The organism is Bdellovibrio sp. ArHS, from assembly GCF_000786105.1.
Classification (GTDB): Bacteria; Bdellovibrionota; Bdellovibrionia; order Bdellovibrionales; family Bdellovibrionaceae; genus Bdellovibrio.
The window spans coordinates 14,142-37,216 of sequence record NZ_JTEV01000020.1 but is presented as its reverse complement, the minus strand read 5'-3'; the positions used below and the strand labels follow the sequence as shown (position 1 = coordinate 37,216).

Genomic DNA, 23,075 nt, shown 5'->3' with positions numbered 1-23,075 from the left:
CTTGAAAAGGGTTGATAAATTTTCGAAAAAGAAAGCTCCTGCTTAACAGCTATACACAGGCAGGAAAGGAAGTATCTTTGGATACAAAAACAGAAACAAAGGCCAACACCAACAACTTGGATCAGGAAGCCCTTCATTATCATCAGATGGGGAAGCCAGGTAAAATTGAAGTCATTTCTTCAAAACCCTGCATGACCGAAAAAGATTTGTCCCTGGCCTACTCTCCGGGTGTTGCAGCCCCCTGTAAAGCCATCGCCAAAGATCCTGCTAAGGTTTACGACTACACCGCGAAAGGAAATCTGGTCGCGGTGATTTCCAACGGCACTGCTGTTTTGGGTCTTGGGGACATCGGTCCCTTGGCGGGAAAACCCGTCATGGAAGGCAAAGGAATTCTGTTTAAACAATTTGCCGGCATCGATGTTTTTGATATCGAAGTGAATACCAAAGATGTGAACGAATTCTGCAACGCCATTCGCGTTTTGGAACCCACTTTCGGCGGTATCAATCTTGAGGACATCAAAGCCCCAGAGTGTTTTGAAATCGAAGAGCGCCTGAAAAAAGAAATGAAAATCCCCGTGTTCCATGATGACCAGCACGGAACGGCGATTGTGTCGGGAGCCGCGCTTCTCAATGCCTGTGAAATCACGGGTCGGAAAATGCAAGACATCCGCATCGTCGTTAACGGCGCGGGCGCTTCAGCAAACTCTTGCGCGAAGATCTTTATCGCCCTGGGGGCCCGTCGCGAAAACATCATCATGTGTGACTCTCAAGGTGTGATCTACAAAGGTCGCACCAATGGCATGAACAAATATAAAGAATTTTTCGCCTCTGAAACAGAAGCACGCACCCTGAGCGAAGCACTTAAAGGAGCTGACGTTGTTGTCGGCCTTTCTGTCGCTGGCGCCTTGACTCCTGAAATGCTCAAAGACATGGCCAAAGATCCTATTATCTTCGCCATGGCCAATCCAGAGCCCGAAATCACACCAGACAAAGCCCGCTTGGCTCGTCCCGATGCGATCATCGCAACCGGACGCTCTGACTATCCTAATCAGGTGAATAACGTTTTAGGCTTCCCCTCTATTTTCCGGGGCGCTTTAGATACACGTTCAACTCAGATTAATGAGGCTATGAAGTTAGCGGCGGTCCATGCGCTGGCGAAACTTGCACGTGAAGATGTACCTGATAATGTCTCTGCCACTTATGGCGGTAAGAGCTTCAAATTCGGTCGTGAATACCTGATTCCAAAACCTTTTGATACGCGGGTATTGTTGTGGGTGGCTCCGCAAGTGGCAAAAGCAGCGATGGACACAGGTGTCGCAACGAAAAACATTGAAGATTGGGATGAATACCGCAATTCCCTTGAGGCTCTTCAAGGCCCTTCGAAAATTTTCATTCGTTCAGCGATCAACCGCGTTCATCAAAATACAGCGGCCGCGGGAGGAGAGCTTCCAAAAATCGTATTCCCTGAGGGCACAAGCTCAAAAGTATTAAAAGCCTTGTCAGTACTGGTGGAAGAAAAAATCTGCCAACCGATTCTTTTGGGTTACCCCGAGCGCGTGAAAGAAAAGATTAGCGCCTTGGACATCCCGGCATTGAAAAACGTGCCGGTCATTCATCCTTCAAGCTATCCAAAATATTATGCTTATGTGGAAAAGCTTTATGCTCTAAGACAACGTAAAGGCATCAATCTGCGCGAGGCTGAACGCCTAATGGCGGAACCTAATTACTTTGCTGCGATGATGGTGCACATGGGTGATGCCGACGGCATGGTCACCGGAGCGTCGATCAATTATGCCGACGCCGTTCGTCCGATCTTGCAGACCATCGGTGTCTTCCAAAATGGCGTCCCAGCGGGCTTGAATTTTATTCTGCTAGAAGATAAGTTTTTAGTTCTAGCCGACACCACCGTAAATCTGGACCCTACGGCCGAACAATGTGCACAGATTGCGATTCAGGCAGCGAAAATCGTTGAATACTTCGGTATTGAACCTCGCGTCGCCATGCTAAGCTACTCGAATTTCAGTGGCTCTGCGGGATCGCCGAACAAGATGAAACAAGCGGCGGCTTTAGTAAAAAAACTACGCCCTGGCATCATGGTGGATGGGGACATGCAAGCAGACACCGCTGTGAATCCCGAGATCATGGAAAGACTTTTCCCATTCTCTGATTTAAAAGGCGGCGCCAACGTTCTAGTCTTCCCGAATTTGGAATCTTCAAACATCGCTTACAAGTTGATCCAACAGGTGGGCAAAGTGGAAGTGATTGGACCTTTCCTGACGGGCATCCGACGTTCTGCCAACGTATTACAAAGAACAACAACAGTGGATGGCATCGTCAACTCCGTGGTCTTCACGGCTTTGGAAGCCCAGTTCATCAAAGAAGTTCTAAAGACTCGTGGCAAATAGCTTAGTCTGGCTTTTCCTGCGCTTAGGGGCCACCTCCTTTGGTGGTCCCGCTGCACACATTGCGATGATGGAAGAGGAATTCGTCCATCGTCGCCAATGGCTGACCCGCGAAAACTTTTTGGATCTGCTGGGACTGACGCAACTTATTCCGGGTCCCAACTCAACCGAAATGGCAATTCATATCGGCTATTCTCGTGCGGGATGGAAAGGTTTCTTTATTGCGGGCTTTTGCTTCATTCTTCCCGCCTTTCTCATCGTCCTGTCATTGGCGTTTCTTTATCAGAAGTATTCAAACCTTCCGGATCTGCAGAGCTTTCTTTTAGGCGCTAAATCCATTGTTATTTCTGTTATATTTCTGGCACTTCTGCGTTTTTTAAAAAGCACTTTCGCCCTTGAAAAGGGAACGGATTTTTTCACCGCGGCTTTTTGGAAAGAAAAGAATCACGTCCTACTTGCTTTTATTTTTATTGCCGCTTTGTACATGAGAACGCGCGGTTTCTCGGAAATCCTGATCCTCTTCAATTGTGGCCTTATCTCTCTTTTTATCTCTCGTCGTCCCTCTTTTCACAGCCATGAACTTGGCAGTCTTTTTTGGGTGTTTCTAAAAATAGGTTCAGTTCTTTTTGGCAGCGGCTACGTCTTGCTGAGTTTTCTGAAAACCGAGCTGATCGAAAAACGCGGCTGGATCACGGAAACGCAATTGCTGGATGGAATCCTGGTCGGCCAATTTACTCCGGGCCCGGTCTTCACGACCGCCACCTTTCTGGGATATCTGACGGATGGCTTTTCCGGCGCGGTGGTGGCGACAATCGGGATTTTTCTTCCCGCCTTTTTCTTTGTCGCACTAACCATTCCCTTTTATTCGAAGCTTCAGTCTTCCCTCACTTTACGCCTGATTCTGAACGGTGTTGTGGTGGGTTCGCTGGGCCTTCTCACTCACACCTTGATAGTCCTTAGTCGAGATGTTTTTACGAGTGTTTCACTTACCCTGCTTGCCTTCGCGGGCTTTCTTGCTCTTACCAAAACTAAAATACCCAGCCCGGTTTTTATTTTGTTGGGCGGATCTTTATCCTATTTTTTCAGCAAAATTTAACTTTGTCGGCAGTGATGAATATGCTACTCTTAAGTCTAGGAACTCCAGGAACAGGAGTGACATACTTCAGGGAGGATTGTTTTAATTGACTAATCAAGCCCATGTCTCTGCCCAAGATAGAGTTATCGTCATCGGTGTCGGCTTAAAGACCGAACCTCTTAGTGAAATTAAAGAAAATCTATTGGAACTTGAGGAACTGGTTTCAGCCGCTGGTGGTGAAGTCGTAGGTTCTATTATTCAAGTCCTGCCACAATGGAATCCCGCGACGCTGATCGGTTCCGGTAAGGTCGAGGAAGTGGCCGAAATGGTGCGCGACAGTCGCGCCAATATCGTCGTCATGGATCATCAGCTTTCCGGCGTGCAACAGCGTAACTTAGCCCAAGTGATGAAGGCCCGGGTGATTGATCGCAATCAATTGATTCTGGATATCTTTGCTCAACGTGCGCAAACCTTCGAAGGAAAACTTCAAGTGGAGCTTGCACAGTTGCTAGATCAGATGCCCCGCATGGTCGGCGCCTGGTTGGAATCCTTATCACGTCAAGGCGGTGGTATCGGAACTCGAGGTCCTGGTGAAACGGCTCTGGAAAACGACCGCCGTCGCATCCGCGAACGTGTGGCCATCATCAAGAAGAAACTGGAAGGCGTCCGGAAAAATCGTGCCCAACACAGACAATCCCGACGTCGACATGAGATCCCCTCTTTTGCGCTTATCGGTTACACGAACTCTGGCAAAAGCTCTTTGCTAAATCGTTTAACCGGTGCGCAGGTCATGGCGAAAAATCAGGTGTTTGCCACTTTGGACCCCACGACCCGCAAAATCTTTTTGCCGGATGGACCTCCTGGTGTTGTGACCGACACGGTGGGATTTATTCGCAAACTGCCAACTCAATTGATTGAGGCTTTTAAAGCAACACTTGAAGAGTCTTCTGACGCTGATGTTCTACTTCACGTCATCGATCTTTCTTCGCCAAACATGGAAAGGCAGATTGAGGTCGTGGAAGCCCTGGTTAAAGAGTTCAACTGGCAAGATAAAAAAATCATCCACGTCTATAACAAGTGCGATGTCGCCCCTTTAGAGCGACAGTTTAGAGTAAAACACTACCCTCGTGTTTTCGTCAGCGCACTGACAGGTCAAGGCATTGAACAACTGAAAAAATTGATGGCCCAAACTGTCAGCGAGATGCAAACAGATGTGCAGCTGTACTTCCCTCGCTCAGAGGAATACAAGATCTTTGATTTGGGACGCGAAGCTCAGATCACTCGTAAAGAGACCGCAACCGAGGGAACGGTTTGTTACACGCAACTGACTCCTTCACTCCTGAACCGCTGGAAGGAATACCTGGTAAAATAGGCTTGGCTTTTTTTTACGGAGAAACTCCCGGAGCAAATAGAGCCAACGCCTAGACCAAGAGCCTTTGCGTCGCCTCACTTTTTTCTTAATATTCAGGGAGTCTCACCGATAAGGCCAAGGTGAGACCTTTCTTCTATTTCCTCTTCATGATGATTTTCTTTACTGGCAAGACCTTTGCCCAGCAAGCGTGCATCAATGATAAACAAGGAATTAAAGGGGCACAAAGCCAGACTATCAATAACGCCTTTGAAAAGGCCAAGGACCCTCTCACTTTAGACTATCTGGCGAGCACCAACGGTTTTCCGAACGCGAGTATGGCCGGCTATTGCGCTCGTTGCGCCAGCGCCAAACCTGGTCAGGTGGAAGCACTAACCAATCAGATACAACAAGTCGTGGCGGAAGCCACCAAGACGCAAAAGATCAAACGCTCTTGCATTGAGGCTTCCCTGCAAAGAGACGTCGGCAATACAGGTTACACCTGCAATGGAACAAAAAAAGAAGCTTTCGAAAACTCCGGCGCCTCAGCTCCTTGTTTAAATCAAAAGGTGGTTAACTTCCTTCAGTTCGCCTTAAATAAAGCCATCAATTGCATGTCGACCGGTCGCGACCCCATCGACAGCCGCTTTATTCTGAAAAAGATCAACAATGAAACGGCCTTCAATTTTTTTGTCGCCTACAGCGGCGGCGTGGGTATTGGTCAACTCACTTCTGATCCGGTCAAAGAAATCGCCGGCTGGAAAAAAGGCAAAACTCTGCACGAAGGAAATGCCAAACATATTCTTGAAGGTGTTTTAAATAGTTCAAATCCGTCCTGCGCCCCGTTTGCCGAAATCCTAAAAAACGAAGATGAAACGGCGCCACCGTTGCCAGGCTCACCGAAAAACTACTGCACGTGGGTCAGTCCTGGTGAAGGCCTTGCTCGCAACCTTATCTATGCCCTGGGTTACTACGTTTATATGCGAGACGACGTCATTCGCCCTGCCATGGAAAAACGCTCTCCTGTGATGGCCAAGAACAACGATCTGTTGAACTATTTCACTTTGGTCGCCTACGGCCCCGGAGGCCCGGCGCAGTCTTTGGCAATGCTCAGGAACTTCCGACTTTCCGACAAATCCAATCCCGAAGATGTGAAAACTAAAATTTTAAAAAACAGTGGCTATGTCAATCAGACAGAAGAAAAGATGCTTGAGCTGTTAGGCCATCTCAAAGAAGAGCCCTACAGCAATCATGACAAGAAAGGCAACACATGCGTCGAATAATCCTTCTGCTGACTTGGACTCTGTCATTCTCTGCTTTTGCAAAAAACAAAAGCACCGCGGATTTTTATGCCGAGTCAGAGGCGCTTCTAAAAAAGGCCACTGCAGCTGCCAATTTCACGGAAAAACAAAAATATTTAAAGAACTTACAGAGCTCTTTTCAAGCCTCACTGGATCAGTACGAAAAGGAAAATCCGGCGGAAGCAAAGACTGACGAAAAAGAAGTCTCGCTGCTTTTTAGCACCCTGGAGCCCGCCTTTGAATTGCTCAATAAAAAATCTGTACGTGCAAAAGAGTGCGACCTAAAAAGACAATTCGTTCTTACGGGCGACAGCCTGGGACGTCCCGAGAGCTCTCCGCAAACAAAAACAGCGCAAGAAGCCTTGCGCTGGATTGACGTTCTTTGCAAGAATTCGAAAAATTAGTTCACCTTTTGCTTTAAGCGATACTCACGACGGCTTTGAGCGGCCTCGAAACGGCGGCGATCTTCGTCTGTCTCTAAGGTCAGAGCCGGAATTTCCGTCGGCTTGCCATTTGAACCCAACGCCACGAAAGTGCAATAGGCCGAAGCTGTGTGAAAGGTTTCGCCCGTTTTGGGATTTTCCGCATCCACCCGCACGCCCACCTCCATAGAGGTTCTTGAGGTGTAGTTGACACTTGCTTTCAAATTCACAACCCAGCCTTTATAGACGGGCGCAACAAAATCCAGGCGATCAATACTGGCGGTCACAACTTCTTTATTAGAATGTCTTTGCGCTGCGATTGCTGCAGCGATGTCGATCCAAGACATGATCGTACCACCAAAGATAGTCCCTAAAGAATTTGTATGTTGAGGTAAAACGAGTTGAGTCATGATGACTTGTGAAGCGGAAACGGGTTTGGCATTTTTCAAAGCAAAGTTCCCTTCTGAAAAAAAACAAAGCGCAGGTCGGTCCAGACAAACGTCCTTACCCCCTGCGCTCTTTGAAATCCTAATCAATTAAGATTAGATTCCACCCATACCGATGTCGGAATTACCACCACGGTTCAATCCGCCACCTGGAAGAGTTGTAGTACCTGCAACTGTCGCAGATCCTGCTGGGATCGTTTGAGTTGCATTGTTATTGAATGCAGTCGCTGCAGCTGCACTTTGGTTATTGCTTTCAGCGCGAACTTCGCTCTCAACAAAACCAAGGTGAGGTAAGCACCATACGATCAACTGTGCACGAGACTTAACATTCATTTTTTTATAAATGTTTGTGAGGTGAAATTTTACTGTTTTTTCAGTAACAAAAAGCTGATTCGCAACTTCCTTGTTGGACAAGCCCTTTGAAACAAGTTCAGCAACTTCTGCCTCTCTGTTTGAAAGACCTTTTTGAATGAGGACATCTCTGAGCATCCTTGCTCCCTCCCGCTAAATTGTTTTTAAATCCGTCTAAACCTTTTACGCTACCCAGGACTCATGTCCAAAAAGTAGCACGACCACCTGTAATAAAGTCTGACAACAAATTTTAGAATTCGCAATAGGTTTGGACTCTAGTTTTAAAAAACTAGACCGATATGTATGGTGATTTTACAGGGTTTCACCTTTTCAGGAGATATTATGTTTCCCACAAATACAAAGTTTTTGGTCGTCGATGACTTCGCAACTATGCGAAAAATCATTAAAAAAGTGCTAAATGAGCTAGGTTACACAAACGTCGAGGAAGCCGACGATGGTAAAACAGCCCTGCCAATGATCCAGGCCGCAAATGATGCGGGACAGCCTTATGGCTTCATTATCTCTGACTGGAATATGCCAGGTATGCAAGGCATCGACCTTTTGAAGGCCTGCAAAGCAGATCCTCGCTTTAAGTCGACCCCCTTCATGCTAGTCACCGCAGAGTCTGAACAAAAGCACATCCTGGAAGCTGCCAAAGCAGGCGTGTCTGATTACGTTGTAAAACCTTTCAACTCAGCGACTCTTAAAGGCAAGATGGAACGCGTTTGGGCGAAACACAACCCTTCTTCACAAGCGAAAGCTTCCTAAGAGTTGGAGAATTAAATGTCGGCAGCACCCAAAGTGGAAACACTCAATCCCCTTTTCGACAAACGTCTTATCAATGCGTTTGTGGATGGGGTTATTAAAACTCTAAAAACCATGGCCCAAACAGACGCCACTCCTGGCAAACCCTTCATCGAACCCCAGTTCGTATTGAAAGGTGAAATTGCAGGTATGGTGGGCATGGTCGCTCCTCCTCTTAAAGGAACGCTTCTTATCTCTTACGGCAAAGACAGCATCTTCCACATCCTGGAAAACATGCTGGGCGAAAAGTACACGGCGATTAACGGCGAAGTGTCTGACGCTGTCGGTGAGATGACGAACATGATTTATGGATCGGCGAAGACGACGTTGAACCAGTTGGGATACAACTTCGAAATGGCGATTCCGACGGTCATCTCCGGAGACTTTAAAATCAGTCACGCTGACAAAGGCGCGACCCTGGTGATTCCTTTTAACCTCACCAACGGCTCTACATTCTATGTGGAGATAACGGTTCAATAATGAAACCCAATTCAGGTTCTACTGTTGATGTTCTCATAGGGAGTCCCCGCGACTCCTTCTGGGAAACAGTAAAAACAATCCTGAAAGGTTACTACCCTTACCAGCTCAAACACTTTCGCAGTATTGATGAAGCCTTAGAGACCACCTCCGACACCTTCACACCCGTCTTGGCGTTGATCGATGGACAAGATGGCACTGCAAAAACCAATGAGTGGGTGCAATCCACAAAAATGAATTACCCTGACAGCCAGGTGATTGTTTTGCATTCATCTGCGGCACCTTTGGATTTCAATATCGTCAAAAAGAATGGCGCCGATGAAATCATGCACATCAATTTTGACCGCGAGTTTATTTCCGACGTTATTTTGCGCCTAGCCCCGGTCGAAATGGACGGCGAAAACATCCCCATCACCTCTTTGATGCCGGTGGATTTGCGCGACATGGAAGCGGACGTGAATATTAATTTCGACGTTTACGTCCACCTTCCCGCCAACCATCGCTCTGTCTGCATGCGCCGCGCGGGAGATGTGGTCGACGAAAAACACCTGGAAAAATTCAAAGCTCTAAAACAGCAAATGTATATTAAAAAGACCCAGATGAAGGCGTTCTTTGAATATGCCCGCACGGTCATGAGCTTGCGCAATGTCCCCTTTCCAGTGTCAATGACAGAAAAGTTTCATCGCTCAAAAAGAGCTATTTATGAAATCATGGCGCAATTTTTAAATGGCGCGCCGACAGATTATTCTGAAGGCAAAATGATTCTTGAAAGATGCCGAGCCATCATCGCGGATTTCGAACTGACGAAAGATCTCGAAGCCTCGGCGATCTTCGACGAAATCTTTCGTTTTACGGGGAACAACAGAACCCTTTATCATGACTGTATCTGCCTATCGGCCTATGCTGCTTATTTCGCTCAACTGCTGGGTTGGTCGGTGGAAAAAAGAGAAAGCGCCGCCATCGCCGGTCTATTGCATAATATCGGCCTGTCGCAACTGCCCCCCACTGTTGGCGACAAACCTGTGAAAGCCTACTCTGACGAAGAACTTCAAGCCTATCGCTTTTATCCCGAACGTTCGGTGAATATGGTGAAGGCAAAAAAAGTTCCTTTGCCTCAAGAAATTTCAGAGGCTATTGGCCAGCACCGCGAAAACAGTGCCGGCACTGGCTTCCCCAAAAAACTCAAAGCCGAAGACATTTCAGACTTCGGAAAACTGATGGCATTGGCCTATCGTTTTCACGAGATGACTTCGCTCCTGGAGAATCGCCAGGGGACGACTCCACTCCAGGCAATTGCCCAGCTCAAAGAAAACGCTCTGAGTGGCAACGGCGACCTGGATTTATTAATGACCACATCGATTTTCAAAAAATTTAAAGGCTAACTATTCCTCGGGCTCGGGCATATAGTCGGTCATGTCTTCCATGTATTCAGTAGCGACGATATCGCGCAGATCTACCCGCTTATTCTGCCAATCCATCACGCGCAAAACGGCGGCAGAGGACACCAACCCCTCATAGACATAAAGGAACACCAAAAGACTTCCCGTTATCCAACGAATCTGAGCGCGAGTCACGCGGGGCTTAAATTGCACCACGCGGGTCTCGGCCACCCAATCCGCCAAATGCGTGCGATCGTAGCGGAAAAACGCGAGCGCATAAAGGGCCCAGGAAAAAAAGAATGTCAGGCGCTCGGTCAAAGGACGAAGCACACACTGGCGCCAATCCAAAGCTTCTTTCGGATTGGAAAAAGGCACGACCTTCAAACCCATGAACCACTTACCCGGGGTCGCCTGCATGACTACTAAAAAAATAAATTCATAGATCGCCGGAATAAGAAACAAAAGAGCCAGAGTAAAGAAAGAGACCGGCACCTGATCGTCGGTAAAAATCAATAAAAAGAACGGCTTTAAAAAGGGAATATAGAAAATCAACCGCACGACTTGATCAATCGCATGCGCGATCAAACGGCGAATGGTACTTGGCACATAAACACTGTCCATGATTATCCTTTAGCGTTTCGTTGCAAATAGTTCTGTAGCCAGAGCAAAGCCTTGTCACGGGACTCCAACTGGCGCTCAAGTTGTTCATTAAAAGCTTCGGCCAAACACAGTCCGATATGTTTTCCAGAAAGCTTTCCTAACAAATCTTCCCCATTAAGAAAGGGTTTCGGCAACGTAAAGTTCCAAGCCCCCCAATCATTCAAAAGGCTTTGAATTTCTTCGGCCAACTTCTGCTCGGTCAATAAAACTTTTAAAGCAAATAAATTCCCGGGTTCGACCAAGGATTGCAGCTGCTCACCTCGTCTTCTTTTAAAAAACAACTCTGGGCTTTGCCACAGTTCCCAGGCTTTTTGAATAGCTCGTTGTTCCTTAACAGAAAGACGCAAAAGCTGAATAGCTCGGCCTAAATCTTCGCGCGGGGCTTTACGCAGAAAAAGAGCTAACAATTGCCAGGCGTCTTTGGCTTCGTAGTTATGCACCCAAGAGTTGTCCCGCAACCTGAAGGGAAAGAGTTCTTGCAAGAGTCCCGTGGTTTGCATGATTTGCAATCCCTTGCTGGCGGCTGGGGATTTTAGCAGCTTCCCCATCTCATCCCGCAAACGCTCACCACTGACAGTTTTCACAAGAGGCGCCATTTTTTCAATGGCCGCTGAGGTCTTTGAATCCAAAGAAAAATCCAGTTGCGCCACAAATCGAGCCGCACGAAGCAATCTTAAATGATCTTCTTGAAAACGTTTTTCCGCATCGCCGACCGTGCGGATCACTCGTAGCCGCAAATCTTTTTCACCCTCGACAAAGTCCAAAACTTTCTGGGCTACTAAATCATAAAAAAGTGCGTTGACGGTAAAATCCCGGCGTTGCGCGTCTTCTTGAGGCGAAGAAAATTGCACATAATCAGGACGACGCCCATCCCCGTAATCGCCGTCAGTACGGAAGGTCGCGACCTCAATGTCAGCCCCAGCGACAAGCACTCGCATCACCCCGAAGGCCTTTCCCACATTCACGGTTTTATCAAAAAGAACTTCGATTTGATCCGGAGTCGCATTCGTGGCCACATCCAAATCATTGGCCGGAACCCCCAAAAGAGCGTCCCGAACACAGCCACCCGCCAAAAAGGCTTTGTAGCCAGCCGACTGCAACTTGTGATAAATTGCATTCACTGCGGGCCAATGGGGATGAGATTCCAACTGAAGCTGAACTTGCGACATTGGGATAGTGTAAAGGAAAGAAGCCCTTGAAAGAAAGAGTTTGTTCGTGACGCCACAGGAGATGACCTCGCTAATTGAAGGAACGTTGCAAGAATTGGGATTTTCCCATTTCGGCTTCACGTCTTTAAGCAAACCTTTAAGTTTTGACTATTATCTGGAATGGCTGAAAGAGGGTCTTCATGGCGACATGAAATACCTTGAAGATCATGCTCCGATCAAAGAAATCCCCACCACGAAATGGCCCCGAGCCCGCAGTGCCCTGGTCTTTGCCATTCCCTATTACCCTCACCCCGAAAAGAAAACGGACTTCCCGTTGCGCCAAGCTCGGGTCAGTCTGTATGCGCAAGGAATGGATTATCATTTTTGGTTCAAGGCCCGCATGGCCGAACTGTGCAAAAAACTTCAGGAGGTTTTTCCTGATGAAGAATTTTTACCGTTCACCGACAGCAGTCCCGTTTTAGAAAGAGATTTAGCCCAACGAGCGGGCCTGGGTTGGGTCGGCAAAAATACCTGCCTGATTCACCCTAAAAAAGGCAGCTTGTTTTTTATCGGGGAAATATACACATCTCTCGCCCTAAAAACCGCCATCGAACCCTTGCCGGATTTTTGTGGCAAATGCCGCCGCTGCATCGACATCTGCCCCACTCAGGCTCTTCTTGAGCCGCGCAAGATGGATGCGCGAAAATGCATTTCCTATCTGACGATCGAGTCGCGCCAGGTGCCGGCTCCCGAACTGCGGGAAAAAATCGGCGACTGGTTCTTCGGCTGCGACCTTTGCCAAACTGTTTGCCCCTGGAATCAAAAGGTTTTCAAAGGAGAATTGCAGATCGAAACCAGTTTGAATTTGGACGCCTCGCAAACCGAGGCTCTCATTGAGGATTTACGTTATATTTTAACCAGCTCTGGAAAAAAACTGACGAAAGATTTTCTGGGAACGCCGCTGGCTCGAGCGGGTTCTTTTGGTTTAAAAAGAAATGCCCTGATCGTGGCTGCCAATCGCAAACTGGCGCAACTGAAGCCTGAAGTGAGTGAACTTTTAGCCCATGAAAAACTGGGGGAACTGGCCGCCTGGACTCTGAGTTGTTTAACTTCCAATTGAAGATTGAAGTGATCCTCGAATCAAAGACCTAGTTTCTTTAAAAGATCGTCGATTTCTGTCTGTTTTAGTTTCTTTTCCGCCATGCCCGTGCCTACGCTCATAGAATATTCTTCGCTGAACTGATTAGACACCCAACGCAGGCGCTCGATGAAAGCCGGTGGGATTTTTTCCCGCACCGTTTTTCCGTCTTCAAAAATATTCTCTAGAAGAGTTTCCAGAGTTTCTGTGGCGTCCAACAACAGCGCCACGCAGACATCGAAAAACTGTTCGTTGTCGGTGATTTGCGAAGCCTTATAGCCGACTGCTTTGCAAAGCGCGGCATAGTCAGAAATCATGTGCAGCGGATGATCTGAAGGTACCATCATCGCCAAACTCTTTGCCCCACCCATGATGCGGTCCACGTTGTTTCCGTAATCGGCCAGTTTTGTCACTTGCGAAAAGTCACCTTCAATACTTTCGAGAAGGTCTAACAACTCTTCAATCAAGGTCTTTGACTCGCCAACAAAATCTTCTACAATTTCTTTATCAATCGACATCAACTCACGATAACAATCGAAGGATACAGAGGCAATGGATTATGTTTCTATTCGCGTAAGCACCCTGCGCGGTGATCAAAAGATCGATTTCAACGCTTACGTTAAAATCAATGACAAGATGATTCTCTACCTTCGTCGTGGTGACAGCTTCGAAGGGGACCGTCTGCAGCGACTCAAGGACAAGAAGCTTCGTAAAATGTACATTTTAACCGACGAAGAAATCTCTTATCGCAGCTATCTGCAAAAAAATATTGAGATGGCTTATGACAATTCCTCTAATAAAGACATTCAAACCCGGGCGGAGATCATTCAGGGCTCACAACAGAGCAACACGGAAGAGGTTTTTGAAAATCCCGACAACGTGGAATCTTATAATTACGCCAAGGACGCCGCCGGCAAGTATGTCAATTTCATTATGAGCAATGCCCATGCAACCCAAACGATCATGAACATGGAAAACACGGATAAAAACATTGCCCATCACGGTGTGACGGTATCTACGCTTTCCATTGCTTTGGCACAAAAGCTAGGCGTCAACGACCCCAAAAAGACGCAGCTTCTAACCTTAGGAGCTTTGTTGCATGATTATGGCCATCACAACTCGCCTCTGAACCTGAATCAGCCTTTGGATAAAATGAGTGCCGAAGATAAAAATCTTTGGAATCGACACCCGACGGAAGGTGCTCAGAAAGTTCAGGACAAGAAGCACTTCGATCAAACGGTGATTAATATCATCGCGCAACATGAAGAAACCATTAACGGCGCAGGCCCCAAAGGAATGCGCGAAAAAGAGATGGACCCGTTGGCGGTCATCGTCTCTTCCGCGAATGCCATGGATCGCCTGATCACTTTTGAAGGCGTTCCCAAGGCCGAAGCTGCTAAAAAATTGATGATCGACCACGTGGGCAAACATCCGCTTCAACACTTGCAGATGTTGAATGATATTTTGCGAGGCTTATAGACTATCAAAGTATGATAACGTCGCTATCGGCAAGAGCAGAGACTTTTGTTTCCCATTCTTGGGGCGATAGCGGCGGAGACACCGCACTGAGGGACGCCATCTGCACCAGCTGAGCGCGGGAAAACTTTCGGTCCTCGTGCAAAAGATCAATAAGCTGAGCCTCATAAATATCAAGGCGCCTTTCACGCACCACACTCTGCGACGCGCTAAAGACAAAAGCATAAACACCAGAATCGCGCTGTAAGACGGAATTAAATTGCGTCAGCGTCACCGTTTGCAGACTGGGATTCACCGCAATCACGCCAGGTTCCATGCCACTCAGCTCGAAGGGCTGAATTTCAATCCAAGCTTGCACCCACTCCCAATGCGCGACCTCGCCCAATTCTTTTTGCTCCGGAAATTTCTGTTTCAGGAAGCCGACAAAATAGCGCCAGTGATCCTGCAACAGCCAACTGCTCCACTCCATCTCTTCCAGATAATTCTTGCACACCCGAGCCGCTGTCATCCCCAGGCTCTGCTTGGTTAAGGGGAACAGTCGCGAAAAAAGAGCTTCTTGTTCTTTAAGAAAATCAAATGCAGTCCCCGCTTCCGTTTTCAGCGGACGAAGCCATTGCAAAGTTCTTAAAAGTTCAGCTTGATAAATTGAATGAACAGAGGAAGGGATACGGTTTTCGTAAGTTTGCAGAATAAGCTTTTTTACTTTCTGCAATTCCTCTAATTGATGGCGACGAACGGCCCCCACCCCCACAACATCCACATCCCGAATGAACAGAATTTCGTCCTTCGGCCATTCACCGCGCAAGGGGAAACTAAGAATCTCAGGTGTGGTTTCTTTAGACATTAATATTATCTTATGTGTCTAAGATCATAGGGGCAAGTTTTCCGCCCGCCTAAATCCTGAAAATTGCTTTTCAAATAGGCATTTGACTCAACTGGTCAATAACTGGAGTCGGAATACTATTGACCGAGTTTTCGAGCCATGAAACAAGGTGGGGCATGAGATTTTTGCTTTTCGTCCTCAGCCTTGCTGCCACCTCTTTGGCTCTTGCAGTTCAACCTATCGGTGGAACTGTCTATCGAGATTCCACGGGTGTTTACTTATCTGTAAACACAGATCAAAAATGCAAGGTATTCACTGTTGAAACTAAATCTGAAGATGCGGCAATGAGCGTGCGCAAGCTTTCCACTGGCGACACTTTAACGGCGTCGGGTCTGCTTGATACTGAGACCTGCATTGCCAGCATTGAAAGCGTTGACTACGTTGGGCTTAAAAAACTTCTTGGCTACTGGTACACTCAAGAAGGCATCATCACCGTCAGTGATTTTAATTCGCTCAGCTTTTATCCGATCAACATGAAGGATTTCCAAAACGGAAAAGATTTGTCTCAGATAGATCCGATCACTTACCGTTATAGCCTGACACCTTCTGATGGGAAAGAGTGGGTTCTTTTCCTTTCTGATAGCACCAGCACCTTGTTTGCGACGATCTTTTTCAACAAGAACAATGCGACGATGAGAATCTATGATTCTGAAAATGGCGATATCGTCAAAACCCTACGCCTTTCCAAATGGGGTAAACTGAAATAATGAGCTGGTTCCATTCCATCGACAAACATCTTCTTTTCACGAAAAATGATAAAGAAGATCCACGTCTTGGCGAATGCGTCCAGCTTTTCCCCAAAGGCCCACTGCAAGAGATTTCCTCATTAGACTATGATTTTGCCATTCTGGGATATCCGGATGATGAAGGCATTGCTTTAAATGGTGGCCGTCCAGGGGCGCAGGTCGCGCCGACTCTGGTGCGCTCCTACCTTTATAAAATGACTCCTCACCTGAGCAGTTCTCGCCTGCCAAAAATTCTCGATTTGGGTGACCTGGTCGACAAGGAAAAACCCTTGGCCGAACGCCATGAAAAAGCCCGCCAAACAACCCGCTTTTTAGCTGAAAACAACAAACCGTGGATTTCGTTGGGCGGTGGTCACGACTATGGCTACTGCGACGGCGCCGGCTTTCTGGATGCTCATAAAGACAATGCCGTTCTGATTAATTTCGACGCTCATATGGATGTGCGCCCGACAGATAAAGGCTTCAACTCTGGCACCCCTTTTCATCGTGTACTTTCTGAGTTCTCCGGACACGTAGACTTTGCGGAAGTCGGCATTCAAAATCAATGCAACAGCCAGGCACACATTCGCTGGGCTCAGGACAAAGGGGCCGCCGTTTTCACGTTGGACCAAATTAATCAACAAGGCCTGCAACCTGTTCTGCAAAGCTTTATGAAAGGCAAAGAGAAAAAGAAAGTCTTTCTAAGCATCGACATCGACGCCTTCACGTCCAATGAAGCGCCGGGATGCAGTCAGTCTTGGACCACAGGGCTTTTCACGAAAGATTTTTTAGAGAGCTTTCTTTATTTGATCCGCGAGTTTCAAGTCTGTGGCATCGGCATTTACGAAGTCTCTCCCCCTTTGGATCAGGACAACCGGACTAGCAAACTAGCAGCGTTGTTAATTCATAATTTTATTTTTGCGACTCTGCAAAAGGCGTAACTTATGAAACGCGGTTTTGGCAGTGATAACCACGCCGGCATTCATCCGCGGATTTTTGAATCTTTAATAAAAGCTAATTCCGAGCACGCCCCTTCTTATGGAACTGACGAGTGGACCGAGCAGGCCAACAACAGCTTCCGTCAGCATTTCGGAAAAGACAGCCAAGTTTTTTTCGTTTTCAATGGCACAGCCGCCAACGTCACAGCTCTGCGCGCGCTGACTCGGCCCTATCACTCTGTCTTATGTGCCGATGTGTCGCACATCAATGTGGATGAGTGCGGGGCTCCGGAACTGCTGACCGGCGCCAAGCTGATTCCGATTCCGACAGAAAATGGAAAGATGAAAGTCGAAAATTTAGACAAGGCTTTCATTCGTCGCGGGGATCAACATTTTTCGCAAGCGCAGGTACTTAGTATTACTCAGCCTACGGAATTAGGTACCACCTACAGCCTGGATGAACTGCGAGTTTTAATTGCGTGGGCAAAAAATAAAAAACTCTACGTCCATATGGATGGGGCGCGCATTGCCAATGCTGCCGCTTATTTAAATAAATCCTTTAAAGAATTCACGACAGATTTAGGTGTGGACGTGGTTTCTTTCGGCGGCACAAAAAATGGCCTGATGATGGGTGAAGCGGTCGTGTTCCTCAACAAGGATCTAGCGCAAGACTTCAAGTATCTGCGCAAACAAAGCATGCAACTGCCCTCAAAGACACGCTTCATCGCCTGTCAGTTTCAGACTTATCTCAACGACAACTTGTGGAAAGATATTGCCGAGCACTCGTACAATATGGCCTTGTATCTCTACGAGTCCGTTCGTAACATCCCCCAAGTTCGGGTGCGCGAGATCCCCCAAAGTAATGCGGTCTTTGCGACGATCCCCAGCACTTGGGTCAAACCCCTGCGCGAAAAGTATTTCTTCTACGTGTGGGACGAAAACACGTTTGAATGTCGTTGGATGACGTCCTGGGATACGCAAAAAGAAGATATCGACGGTTTTGTAGAACTTTTAAAGGAGCTTGCGAAATGAAATACCCACCGGTGCACTATCATGGCTATTTAGGTCTGGATCCTCTTTTGTCCTCTCAACACCGCAAAAGTGAAGAGTACGGGAAGCCCGCACACGATGAAATGCTTTTCATCATCACTCACCAAGCTTATGAATTGTGGTTCAAACAGGTGCTTTTTGAATTGGATTCCGTCTTGGAAATTTTCAAAAAATCCAAAGTCGCTGAAACCGATATGGGACTTATGAGTGCCCGTCTGGAAAGATCCGTCGCTATCTTGAAAATGATCATCGGCCACGTCGACATTCTGGAAACCATGACGCCTTTGGATTTTCTGGATTTCCGCGACATGCTGTACCCGGCTTCAGGCTTTCAAAGCTTCCAATGGCGCCTTTTAGAGACCAAGCTGGGCCTGCGTATGGACGACCGTCTTTCTTACAATCAGGCCCCGTTTTACAAATCCTTGAATGAATCGCAACAGGCCGAAATGCAGAATGTTTTAAGCCAACCTTCTTTATACGATGCCGTCGAAAAATGGCTGGAAAGAACACCCTTTCTTCAAGGGGAAAACTTCAACTTTTGGGATTCTTATAAACAAGCGGTTGCAACCATGTTTCAGGAAGACATGGAAACGGTAAAAAACAACACTCGCCTGAGCGAAGAAGACAAAAAGAAAAATCTGGAAGGCTTGCAAGCCGCGCTCAAAAGCTTTGATGCTTTGTTTGACGAAACGGCCTTTGAGCAGCTTCGCAAAGAAGGCCAATTCCGCCTGAGCTACAAAGGAATGCATGCTGCTTTATTGATACAGATTTATCGCGATCAACCCGCCCTGCAGACTCCTTTCCGCATCATTCGGGCCCTGTTGGATATTGACGAGACCATGACAACCTGGCGCTATCGTCACGCTTTAATGGCGATGCGAATGCTGGGACAAAAAATCGGAACTGGCGGATCTACGGGACATAAATATCTGGCAGACGCGACGGCGAAGCACAAGATCTTCGGCGACTTCTTCAATCTTACAACCTTCTTTATTCCTCGTTCAAAAGTTCCACCACTGCCGCAATCCATGGCGGACCGAATGAACTTTCATTATTAAGAAATAAAAAAAGAGGCGAAACCATCGCCTCTTTTTATGTATTTATGGCTGAATCCGTTTACAGTTCTTTAATAAACTTTAACATTTCAGCCGCGTGACCTTGCGCCTTGATCTTGCGAAATTCACCGACCAATTTTTGTTCTTCGTCGATCACAAAAGTGCTGCGCTCAATTCCCATGACTTTTTTTCCGTACATGTTCTTTTCTTTGATCACATCAAAAAGCTGACAGATCTCTTCATTTTCATCAGAAAGAAGATCGAACTTAAAATCGTATTTACAGATAAACTTATCATGTGACTTTAAGCTGTCGCGGGAAACACCAAAAACAACGGCATTTTGTTTTTTAAACTGAGGCAAAAGTTCATTAAATTCAATGCCCTCAGTCGTGCAACCTGGTGTGCTGTCTTTCGGATAAAAATAAAGGACAACTTTTTTTCCTTTCAAACTGGAAAAGGATAGTACTTCTCCGTTGGAAGAAGGAATTTTAAAATTGGGAACTTTTTTTCCCATTTGAACTTTAGCGGCCATGGGGCACTCCTTGAGGCTCTACACCTTCCACATTTTCCGACTCTGTCGGGTTTTCAGGATGAGGTTCTACATCCATAACAGGCCCGCCCTGTTGATGCACTTCTCTTTGCATCATGACGTCCGGGTCCACCACCTCTCGCGCTGCCGGAACTGCGAAGACCGGTTGCTCTGGCGATCCGGGCAACGGCGTTAACGCCGCTGGCTCTTGCGGGTCCGCCACGGGCTCGCCATTTTCTTGAACATGCACCGGCTCTTCTCCCTCCGGCGGAAGCTCTAGCGGGGGCGCATTGGCAGGACGTTCTGCCTTAACGGGCGTCTTCGCTGGCGAAGGCGTCGGTGTAGGAACGGGAGTGGGTTCTACAGGTGGGGCATAGAGCTCGGTCTCGGTGACTTCAATCTTACCTGCCATAGGTATATCAGCGACAATTTTTCGAATATCGCGAAGATTCTCGAAAACCTTGCCTCGCAGCTTGATCAAATCGCGGCCTTCTTTTTGGTAGTCATAGACATCCAGACGCACCATTTGCTCTTTGCTGCGATCCTGAGCCCACTCCTTGCAGTGCAAAGAAATCAGTTGCTCTTTATCATTGCCACGCAAGGTGCATTGAATAGGTTTGTTTAAGATGGCCGAGCCAATTCCTAAAATTTCTTGCAGATTTTCCGGATAGAAAGTGACTTGAATCTCTTTGTCATGCGGGGCTGAGAATTGGGCGATGCGCTTTGCCGGTGCTTTCTCGCTGCACTTTTCAAAAATTTCGGCCTTCTGGGGAAAACCATTCAAACCTAAAACGTCGCGCTGGACTAAATAACGGTCGCAACTGAAAAGGGACTTATTTGAAAGTTTGATGTTTTGTGAGGACAAGAGAGCCCTTTGAACCTTTCCAAAGGGCGACTTACCAACCGGGCGGCGCTCATCGTTGAGGACCCACCAAGCTTCCCGATGAATCGCGTCTGCCTGCTCGAAATAACGCGCAAATACGTGGACGCTTTTATCCTTCGTCTCTTCGACTTTGGTAGGTTTCATTCTCTGCGGAGGAGCCGAAACAGCAGGCACTACAGCGACGGGCTTTTCCTCTCGGGAAAAACAAGAAACCAGACCCAAAAAAAGGACCCCAAGGGCCAATGAGCGAACCAGGCGCATGATTTAAGTTTTGCAAATAGGCCGAGTGAAAACAAGAATTTACTTTACCCATCTCGAATCTTTACTCTATCCTTTGAAAGATCACATTTAAACAAGTTAGTTCAAAACCTGCAGAGTCAAACCTCCGCGGAAACTCTGGATGTTTTGAAATGACTTGTTAGCAACTTGGAGGAAAGATGGAAAAGATCTGGCTTAAAAACTACCCTAAAGAAGTCTCTACGGAAGTCGACGTGACGAAGTATTCGTCTCTTTTCGATCTTTACGAAGAGTCCATTCGCCTGTTTTCCCAAAAGAAAGCTTTCACCAACATGGGAGTCAGCCTCACCTTTTCCGAACTCGATCGCCAAGTGCAGATTTTCGCTTCATTCCTGCAAAATGAATTGAAGTTAAAAAAAGGCGATCGCATCGCCATTCAAATGCCCAATGTTCTGCAATTTCCAGTCATCGCTTTTGCCGCGTTACGCTCTGGTCTTACCATTGTGAATACAAACCCTCTCTACACAGCAAAAGAAATGCAACATCAGTTCAAGGACTCTGGGGCGAAGGCGGTCGTTATTCTTGCAAACTACGCAAGCCAACTTGAACAGATTCTGAGAGACACGCAGATTGAAAGTGTTGTTGTGACCGAGATCGGCGACATGTTTCCGGCGCCCAAAAGAATTCTGGTTAACTCGGTTGTGAAGTATATTAAAAAAATGGTGCCCGCTTACAATCTGCCTCAGGCTTACACCTTCCGCCAGGCGCTGGAACTAGGGGCCATGAAACCTTCTCAAAGAGTCGCGACAACATTGGATGACATCGCTTTCCTTCAGTACACCGGTGGCACCACAGGTGTGGCTAAAGGAGCGATGCTTCTTCACCGCAACGTACTTGCCAACGTTCTGCAAATCCGTGACTGGATGAAACCGAAGTTGCGCGAAGGCGAAGAGATCGCCGTTGCCGCTCTTCCTCTGTATCACATCTTCGCTTTGACTCTGAACTGTTTGGGACTTCTGCGTTATGGCGCGGAAAACATCCTGATCACAAATCCTCGTGACATCCCGGCCTTCATCAAAGAAATGAAAAAAAGTCCTTTCACCGTCTTGGCCGGTGTTAACACCTTGTTCAACGCTTTGATGAATAATCCCGCGTTCACAACGATTGATTTTTCAAAGGTAAAAATCAGTGTCGCGGGCGCCATGACTTTACAAAAAGCCGTAGCGGAAAAATGGATGGAACTGACCAAGTCCGTGATTGTCGAAGGATACGGCTTAACAGAAGCTTCACCGGTTGTGTGCTGCAACCCTATTGACGGCACAGACAGGGTCGGCACCATCGGTCTTCCCTTCCCTAGCACGGACATCAAGCTTTTAAATGATGACGATCAGGAAGTCGCCATGGGCGAACCTGGTGAGCTGTGCTGCAAAGGCCCGCAAGTGATGGCGGGATATTGGAACAAACCTGAAGAGACTGAAAAAGTTCTTAACGACGGCTGGCTACGTACAGGCGATGTCGCCACCGTGGATGAGCAAGGTTTCTTTAAAATCGTCGACCGCAAGAAAGACATGATTTTGGTTTCCGGCTTCAACGTTTATCCGAATGAAGTGGAAGAGGCGATTGCGTCACATCCCGGAGTGTTGGAAGTGGCGGCGATCGGGGTTCCTGATGAACATTCGGGCGAAATCGTCAAAGCAGTCGTCGTGAAAAAAGATCCGAATCTTACCGCAGAGGAAGTGATCGCCCATGCTCGCAAAAGCCTGACCGGTTATAAAACTCCCCGTTTGGTTGAATTCAGAACCGAACTTCCAAAAACCAACGTCGGCAAAATTCTGCGCCGAGCGCTTCGCGATACCGTGAAAGCCTAAGAAGCTCTTGCAAAAATAAAAAAGGCCGACATTGTCGGCCTTTTTTATTTAGGAATCTTTCAGCTAAAAACTAAGCTTTTTTATTCCAAGAAGCACACCATGCTTCTCCGTAAACAAGTTTACCTGCGAAGATAGTGCAAGTGCCGGCTTCTTTACCATTTTTCGTTTCTTTTTTCGCATAGAATGAGCAAGTCGCACAGTGGTTGCCTTTGGCTTCAGGAGCTTTTCTGTAGTCCTCGACGTATTTAACTGCCTTAGCGACAGAATCATTTGGATCTAGCATCGGCATACCGCCACCTGCGGCTGGAGCTGCGCCACCACGTTTTTTCTGAGCCTGAGCTGCAGAAGAGAAAACAGAATTCAAAACTGTAGGTGCAATGACTGCGACACCTGTGACTTTAATAAGTGTTGAAAAGAAACCGCGACGATTCATTTTGTTCTCGATCATGTTGCCTCCGATTGGGGTTTGCAATATCCAAT

The 23,075-nt window shown here is 47.3% G+C and carries 24 protein-coding genes; 15 read left to right on the top strand and 9 right to left on the bottom strand.

Annotation, left to right across the window (positions count from 1 at the left end; genetic code table 11):
* Nucleotides 1-77: 77 nt before the first annotated feature.
* From OM95_RS11610 to OM95_RS11590, 5 genes are all read left to right on the top strand, one after another.
* Nucleotides 78-2,405, top strand: coding sequence for an NADP-dependent malic enzyme (locus OM95_RS11610; protein WP_291516220.1), 2,328 nt, complete (start codon nucleotides 78-80; stop codon nucleotides 2,403-2,405).
* Nucleotides 2,395-3,498 carry a chromate efflux transporter gene (chrA, locus tag OM95_RS11605; RefSeq protein WP_041873977.1) on the top strand — a complete coding sequence of 368 codons (1,104 nt, stop codon included), beginning with the start codon at nucleotides 2,395-2,397 and terminating at the stop codon, nucleotides 3,496-3,498. Before OM95_RS11610 ends, chrA begins: the two co-directional genes overlap by 11 nt.
* Before the next feature lie 85 nt (nucleotides 3,499-3,583).
* Nucleotides 3,584-4,849 (top strand): GTPase HflX, encoded by a 1,266-nt coding sequence (hflX, locus tag OM95_RS11600; RefSeq protein ID WP_041873974.1) that lies wholly within the window; start codon nucleotides 3,584-3,586, stop codon nucleotides 4,847-4,849.
* A gap of 146 nt (nucleotides 4,850-4,995) precedes the next feature.
* Complete coding sequence (locus tag OM95_RS11595; RefSeq protein ID WP_291516219.1) at nucleotides 4,996-6,108, top strand: hypothetical protein; 1,113 nt, start codon at nucleotides 4,996-4,998, stop codon at nucleotides 6,106-6,108.
* Complete coding sequence (locus OM95_RS11590; protein WP_041873971.1) at nucleotides 6,096-6,530, top strand: hypothetical protein; 435 nt, start codon at nucleotides 6,096-6,098, stop codon at nucleotides 6,528-6,530. The genes OM95_RS11595 and OM95_RS11590 overlap by 13 nt, the downstream gene beginning before the upstream one ends.
* Here OM95_RS11590 and OM95_RS11585 read toward each other — a convergent pair.
* Both OM95_RS11585 and OM95_RS11580 read right to left on the bottom strand, forming a co-directional pair.
* Complete coding sequence (locus OM95_RS11585; protein ID WP_363228121.1) at nucleotides 6,527-6,958, bottom strand: acyl-CoA thioesterase; 432 nt, start codon at nucleotides 6,956-6,958, stop codon at nucleotides 6,527-6,529. The genes OM95_RS11590 and OM95_RS11585 overlap by 4 nt on opposite strands.
* A gap of 132 nt (nucleotides 6,959-7,090) precedes the next feature.
* Nucleotides 7,091-7,483 carry a helix-turn-helix transcriptional regulator gene (locus OM95_RS11580; RefSeq protein ID WP_041873967.1) on the bottom strand — a complete coding sequence of 131 codons (393 nt, stop codon included), beginning with the start codon at nucleotides 7,481-7,483 and terminating at the stop codon, nucleotides 7,091-7,093.
* Between the two features lie 204 nt (nucleotides 7,484-7,687).
* Between OM95_RS11580 and OM95_RS11575 the strand changes: the two genes are divergently transcribed.
* Genes OM95_RS11575 through OM95_RS11565 form a run of 3 tightly spaced genes read left to right on the top strand, consistent with a single transcriptional unit; the run spans nucleotide 7,688 to nucleotide 10,008 of the window.
* Nucleotides 7,688-8,113, top strand: a complete 426-nt coding sequence (locus OM95_RS11575) for a response regulator (protein ID WP_041873964.1) — start codon at nucleotides 7,688-7,690, stop codon at nucleotides 8,111-8,113.
* 15 nt (nucleotides 8,114-8,128) lie between these two features.
* Nucleotides 8,129-8,629, top strand: coding sequence for a chemotaxis protein CheX (locus tag OM95_RS11570; protein ID WP_041873962.1), 501 nt, complete (start codon nucleotides 8,129-8,131; stop codon nucleotides 8,627-8,629).
* Entirely contained in the window at nucleotides 8,629-10,008 is a 1,380-nt protein-coding gene (locus tag OM95_RS11565; RefSeq protein ID WP_041873960.1) for an HD domain-containing phosphohydrolase, read from the top strand. Before OM95_RS11570 ends, OM95_RS11565 begins: the two co-directional genes overlap by 1 nt.
* On the opposite strand, the gene OM95_RS11560 is transcribed toward OM95_RS11565, so the two are convergent.
* Together OM95_RS11560 and OM95_RS11555 are read right to left on the bottom strand one after the other, a co-directional pair.
* Nucleotides 10,009-10,626 (bottom strand): RDD family protein, encoded by a 618-nt coding sequence (locus OM95_RS11560; RefSeq protein ID WP_291516217.1) that lies wholly within the window; start codon nucleotides 10,624-10,626, stop codon nucleotides 10,009-10,011. It lies immediately after the preceding gene.
* Nucleotides 10,627-10,628: 2 nt separating this feature from the next.
* Nucleotides 10,629-11,834, bottom strand: a complete 1,206-nt coding sequence (locus OM95_RS11555) for a CCA tRNA nucleotidyltransferase (RefSeq protein ID WP_041873958.1) — start codon at nucleotides 11,832-11,834, stop codon at nucleotides 10,629-10,631.
* A 46-nt stretch (nucleotides 11,835-11,880) separates the two neighbouring features.
* Here OM95_RS11555 and queG point away from each other — a divergent pair, with 46 nt between their 5' ends.
* Nucleotides 11,881-12,933, top strand: a complete 1,053-nt coding sequence (gene queG, locus OM95_RS11550; protein ID WP_041874130.1) for a tRNA epoxyqueuosine(34) reductase QueG — start codon at nucleotides 11,881-11,883, stop codon at nucleotides 12,931-12,933.
* Nucleotides 12,934-12,953: 20 nt separating this feature from the next.
* Here queG and OM95_RS11545 read toward each other — a convergent pair whose 3' ends face one another.
* Entirely contained in the window at nucleotides 12,954-13,469 is a 516-nt protein-coding gene (locus OM95_RS11545) for a hypothetical protein (RefSeq protein WP_041873956.1), read from the bottom strand.
* 34 nt (nucleotides 13,470-13,503) lie between these two features.
* Between OM95_RS11545 and OM95_RS11540 the strand changes: the two genes are divergently transcribed.
* Nucleotides 13,504-14,430 carry an HD domain-containing phosphohydrolase gene (locus tag OM95_RS11540; protein ID WP_041873955.1) on the top strand — a complete coding sequence of 309 codons (927 nt, stop codon included), beginning with the start codon at nucleotides 13,504-13,506 and terminating at the stop codon, nucleotides 14,428-14,430.
* Nucleotides 14,431-14,434: 4 nt separating this feature from the next.
* Here OM95_RS11540 and OM95_RS11535 read toward each other — a convergent pair whose 3' ends face one another.
* Nucleotides 14,435-15,271 carry a hypothetical protein gene (locus tag OM95_RS11535; RefSeq protein ID WP_291516215.1) on the bottom strand — a complete coding sequence of 279 codons (837 nt, stop codon included), beginning with the start codon at nucleotides 15,269-15,271 and terminating at the stop codon, nucleotides 14,435-14,437.
* Nucleotides 15,272-15,426: 155 nt separating this feature from the next.
* Here OM95_RS11535 and OM95_RS11530 point away from each other — a divergent pair, with 155 nt between their 5' ends.
* The 4 genes from OM95_RS11530 to OM95_RS11515 are packed head-to-tail and all read left to right on the top strand — an operon-like array spanning nucleotide 15,427 to nucleotide 19,081.
* Nucleotides 15,427-16,017 (top strand): hypothetical protein, encoded by a 591-nt coding sequence (locus OM95_RS11530; protein ID WP_291516213.1) that lies wholly within the window; start codon nucleotides 15,427-15,429, stop codon nucleotides 16,015-16,017.
* Nucleotides 16,017-16,976: a formimidoylglutamase gene (locus OM95_RS11525; protein WP_041873952.1), complete on the top strand. Its 960-nt coding sequence runs from the start codon at nucleotides 16,017-16,019 to the stop codon at nucleotides 16,974-16,976. Before OM95_RS11530 ends, OM95_RS11525 begins: the two co-directional genes overlap by 1 nt.
* Before the next feature lie 3 nt (nucleotides 16,977-16,979).
* Complete coding sequence (locus OM95_RS11520) at nucleotides 16,980-18,005, top strand: low specificity L-threonine aldolase (RefSeq protein ID WP_041873949.1); 1,026 nt, start codon at nucleotides 16,980-16,982, stop codon at nucleotides 18,003-18,005.
* Nucleotides 18,002-19,081, top strand: a complete 1,080-nt coding sequence (locus OM95_RS11515) for a tryptophan 2,3-dioxygenase family protein (protein ID WP_041873947.1) — start codon at nucleotides 18,002-18,004, stop codon at nucleotides 19,079-19,081. The genes OM95_RS11520 and OM95_RS11515 overlap by 4 nt, the downstream gene beginning before the upstream one ends.
* A 58-nt stretch (nucleotides 19,082-19,139) precedes the next feature.
* On the opposite strand, the gene OM95_RS11510 is transcribed toward OM95_RS11515, so the two are convergent.
* Nucleotides 19,140-19,610 carry a peroxiredoxin gene (locus OM95_RS11510; RefSeq protein WP_041873945.1) on the bottom strand — a complete coding sequence of 157 codons (471 nt, stop codon included), beginning with the start codon at nucleotides 19,608-19,610 and terminating at the stop codon, nucleotides 19,140-19,142.
* Nucleotides 19,600-20,751: a hypothetical protein gene (locus tag OM95_RS11505; protein WP_291516211.1), complete on the bottom strand. Its 1,152-nt coding sequence runs from the start codon at nucleotides 20,749-20,751 to the stop codon at nucleotides 19,600-19,602. Before OM95_RS11505 ends, OM95_RS11510 begins: the two co-directional genes overlap by 11 nt.
* A 176-nt stretch (nucleotides 20,752-20,927) precedes the next feature.
* On the opposite strand from OM95_RS11505, the gene OM95_RS11500 reads away from it, so the two are divergent.
* Nucleotides 20,928-22,595, top strand: coding sequence for an AMP-binding protein (locus tag OM95_RS11500; RefSeq protein ID WP_041873943.1), 1,668 nt, complete (start codon nucleotides 20,928-20,930; stop codon nucleotides 22,593-22,595).
* Between the two features lie 70 nt (nucleotides 22,596-22,665).
* Here the strand turns inward: OM95_RS11500 and OM95_RS11495 are convergent, their stop codons facing one another.
* Nucleotides 22,666-23,043 carry a high-potential iron-sulfur protein gene (locus OM95_RS11495; RefSeq protein ID WP_291516209.1) on the bottom strand — a complete coding sequence of 126 codons (378 nt, stop codon included), beginning with the start codon at nucleotides 23,041-23,043 and terminating at the stop codon, nucleotides 22,666-22,668.
* Nucleotides 23,044-23,075 lie beyond the last annotated feature (32 nt).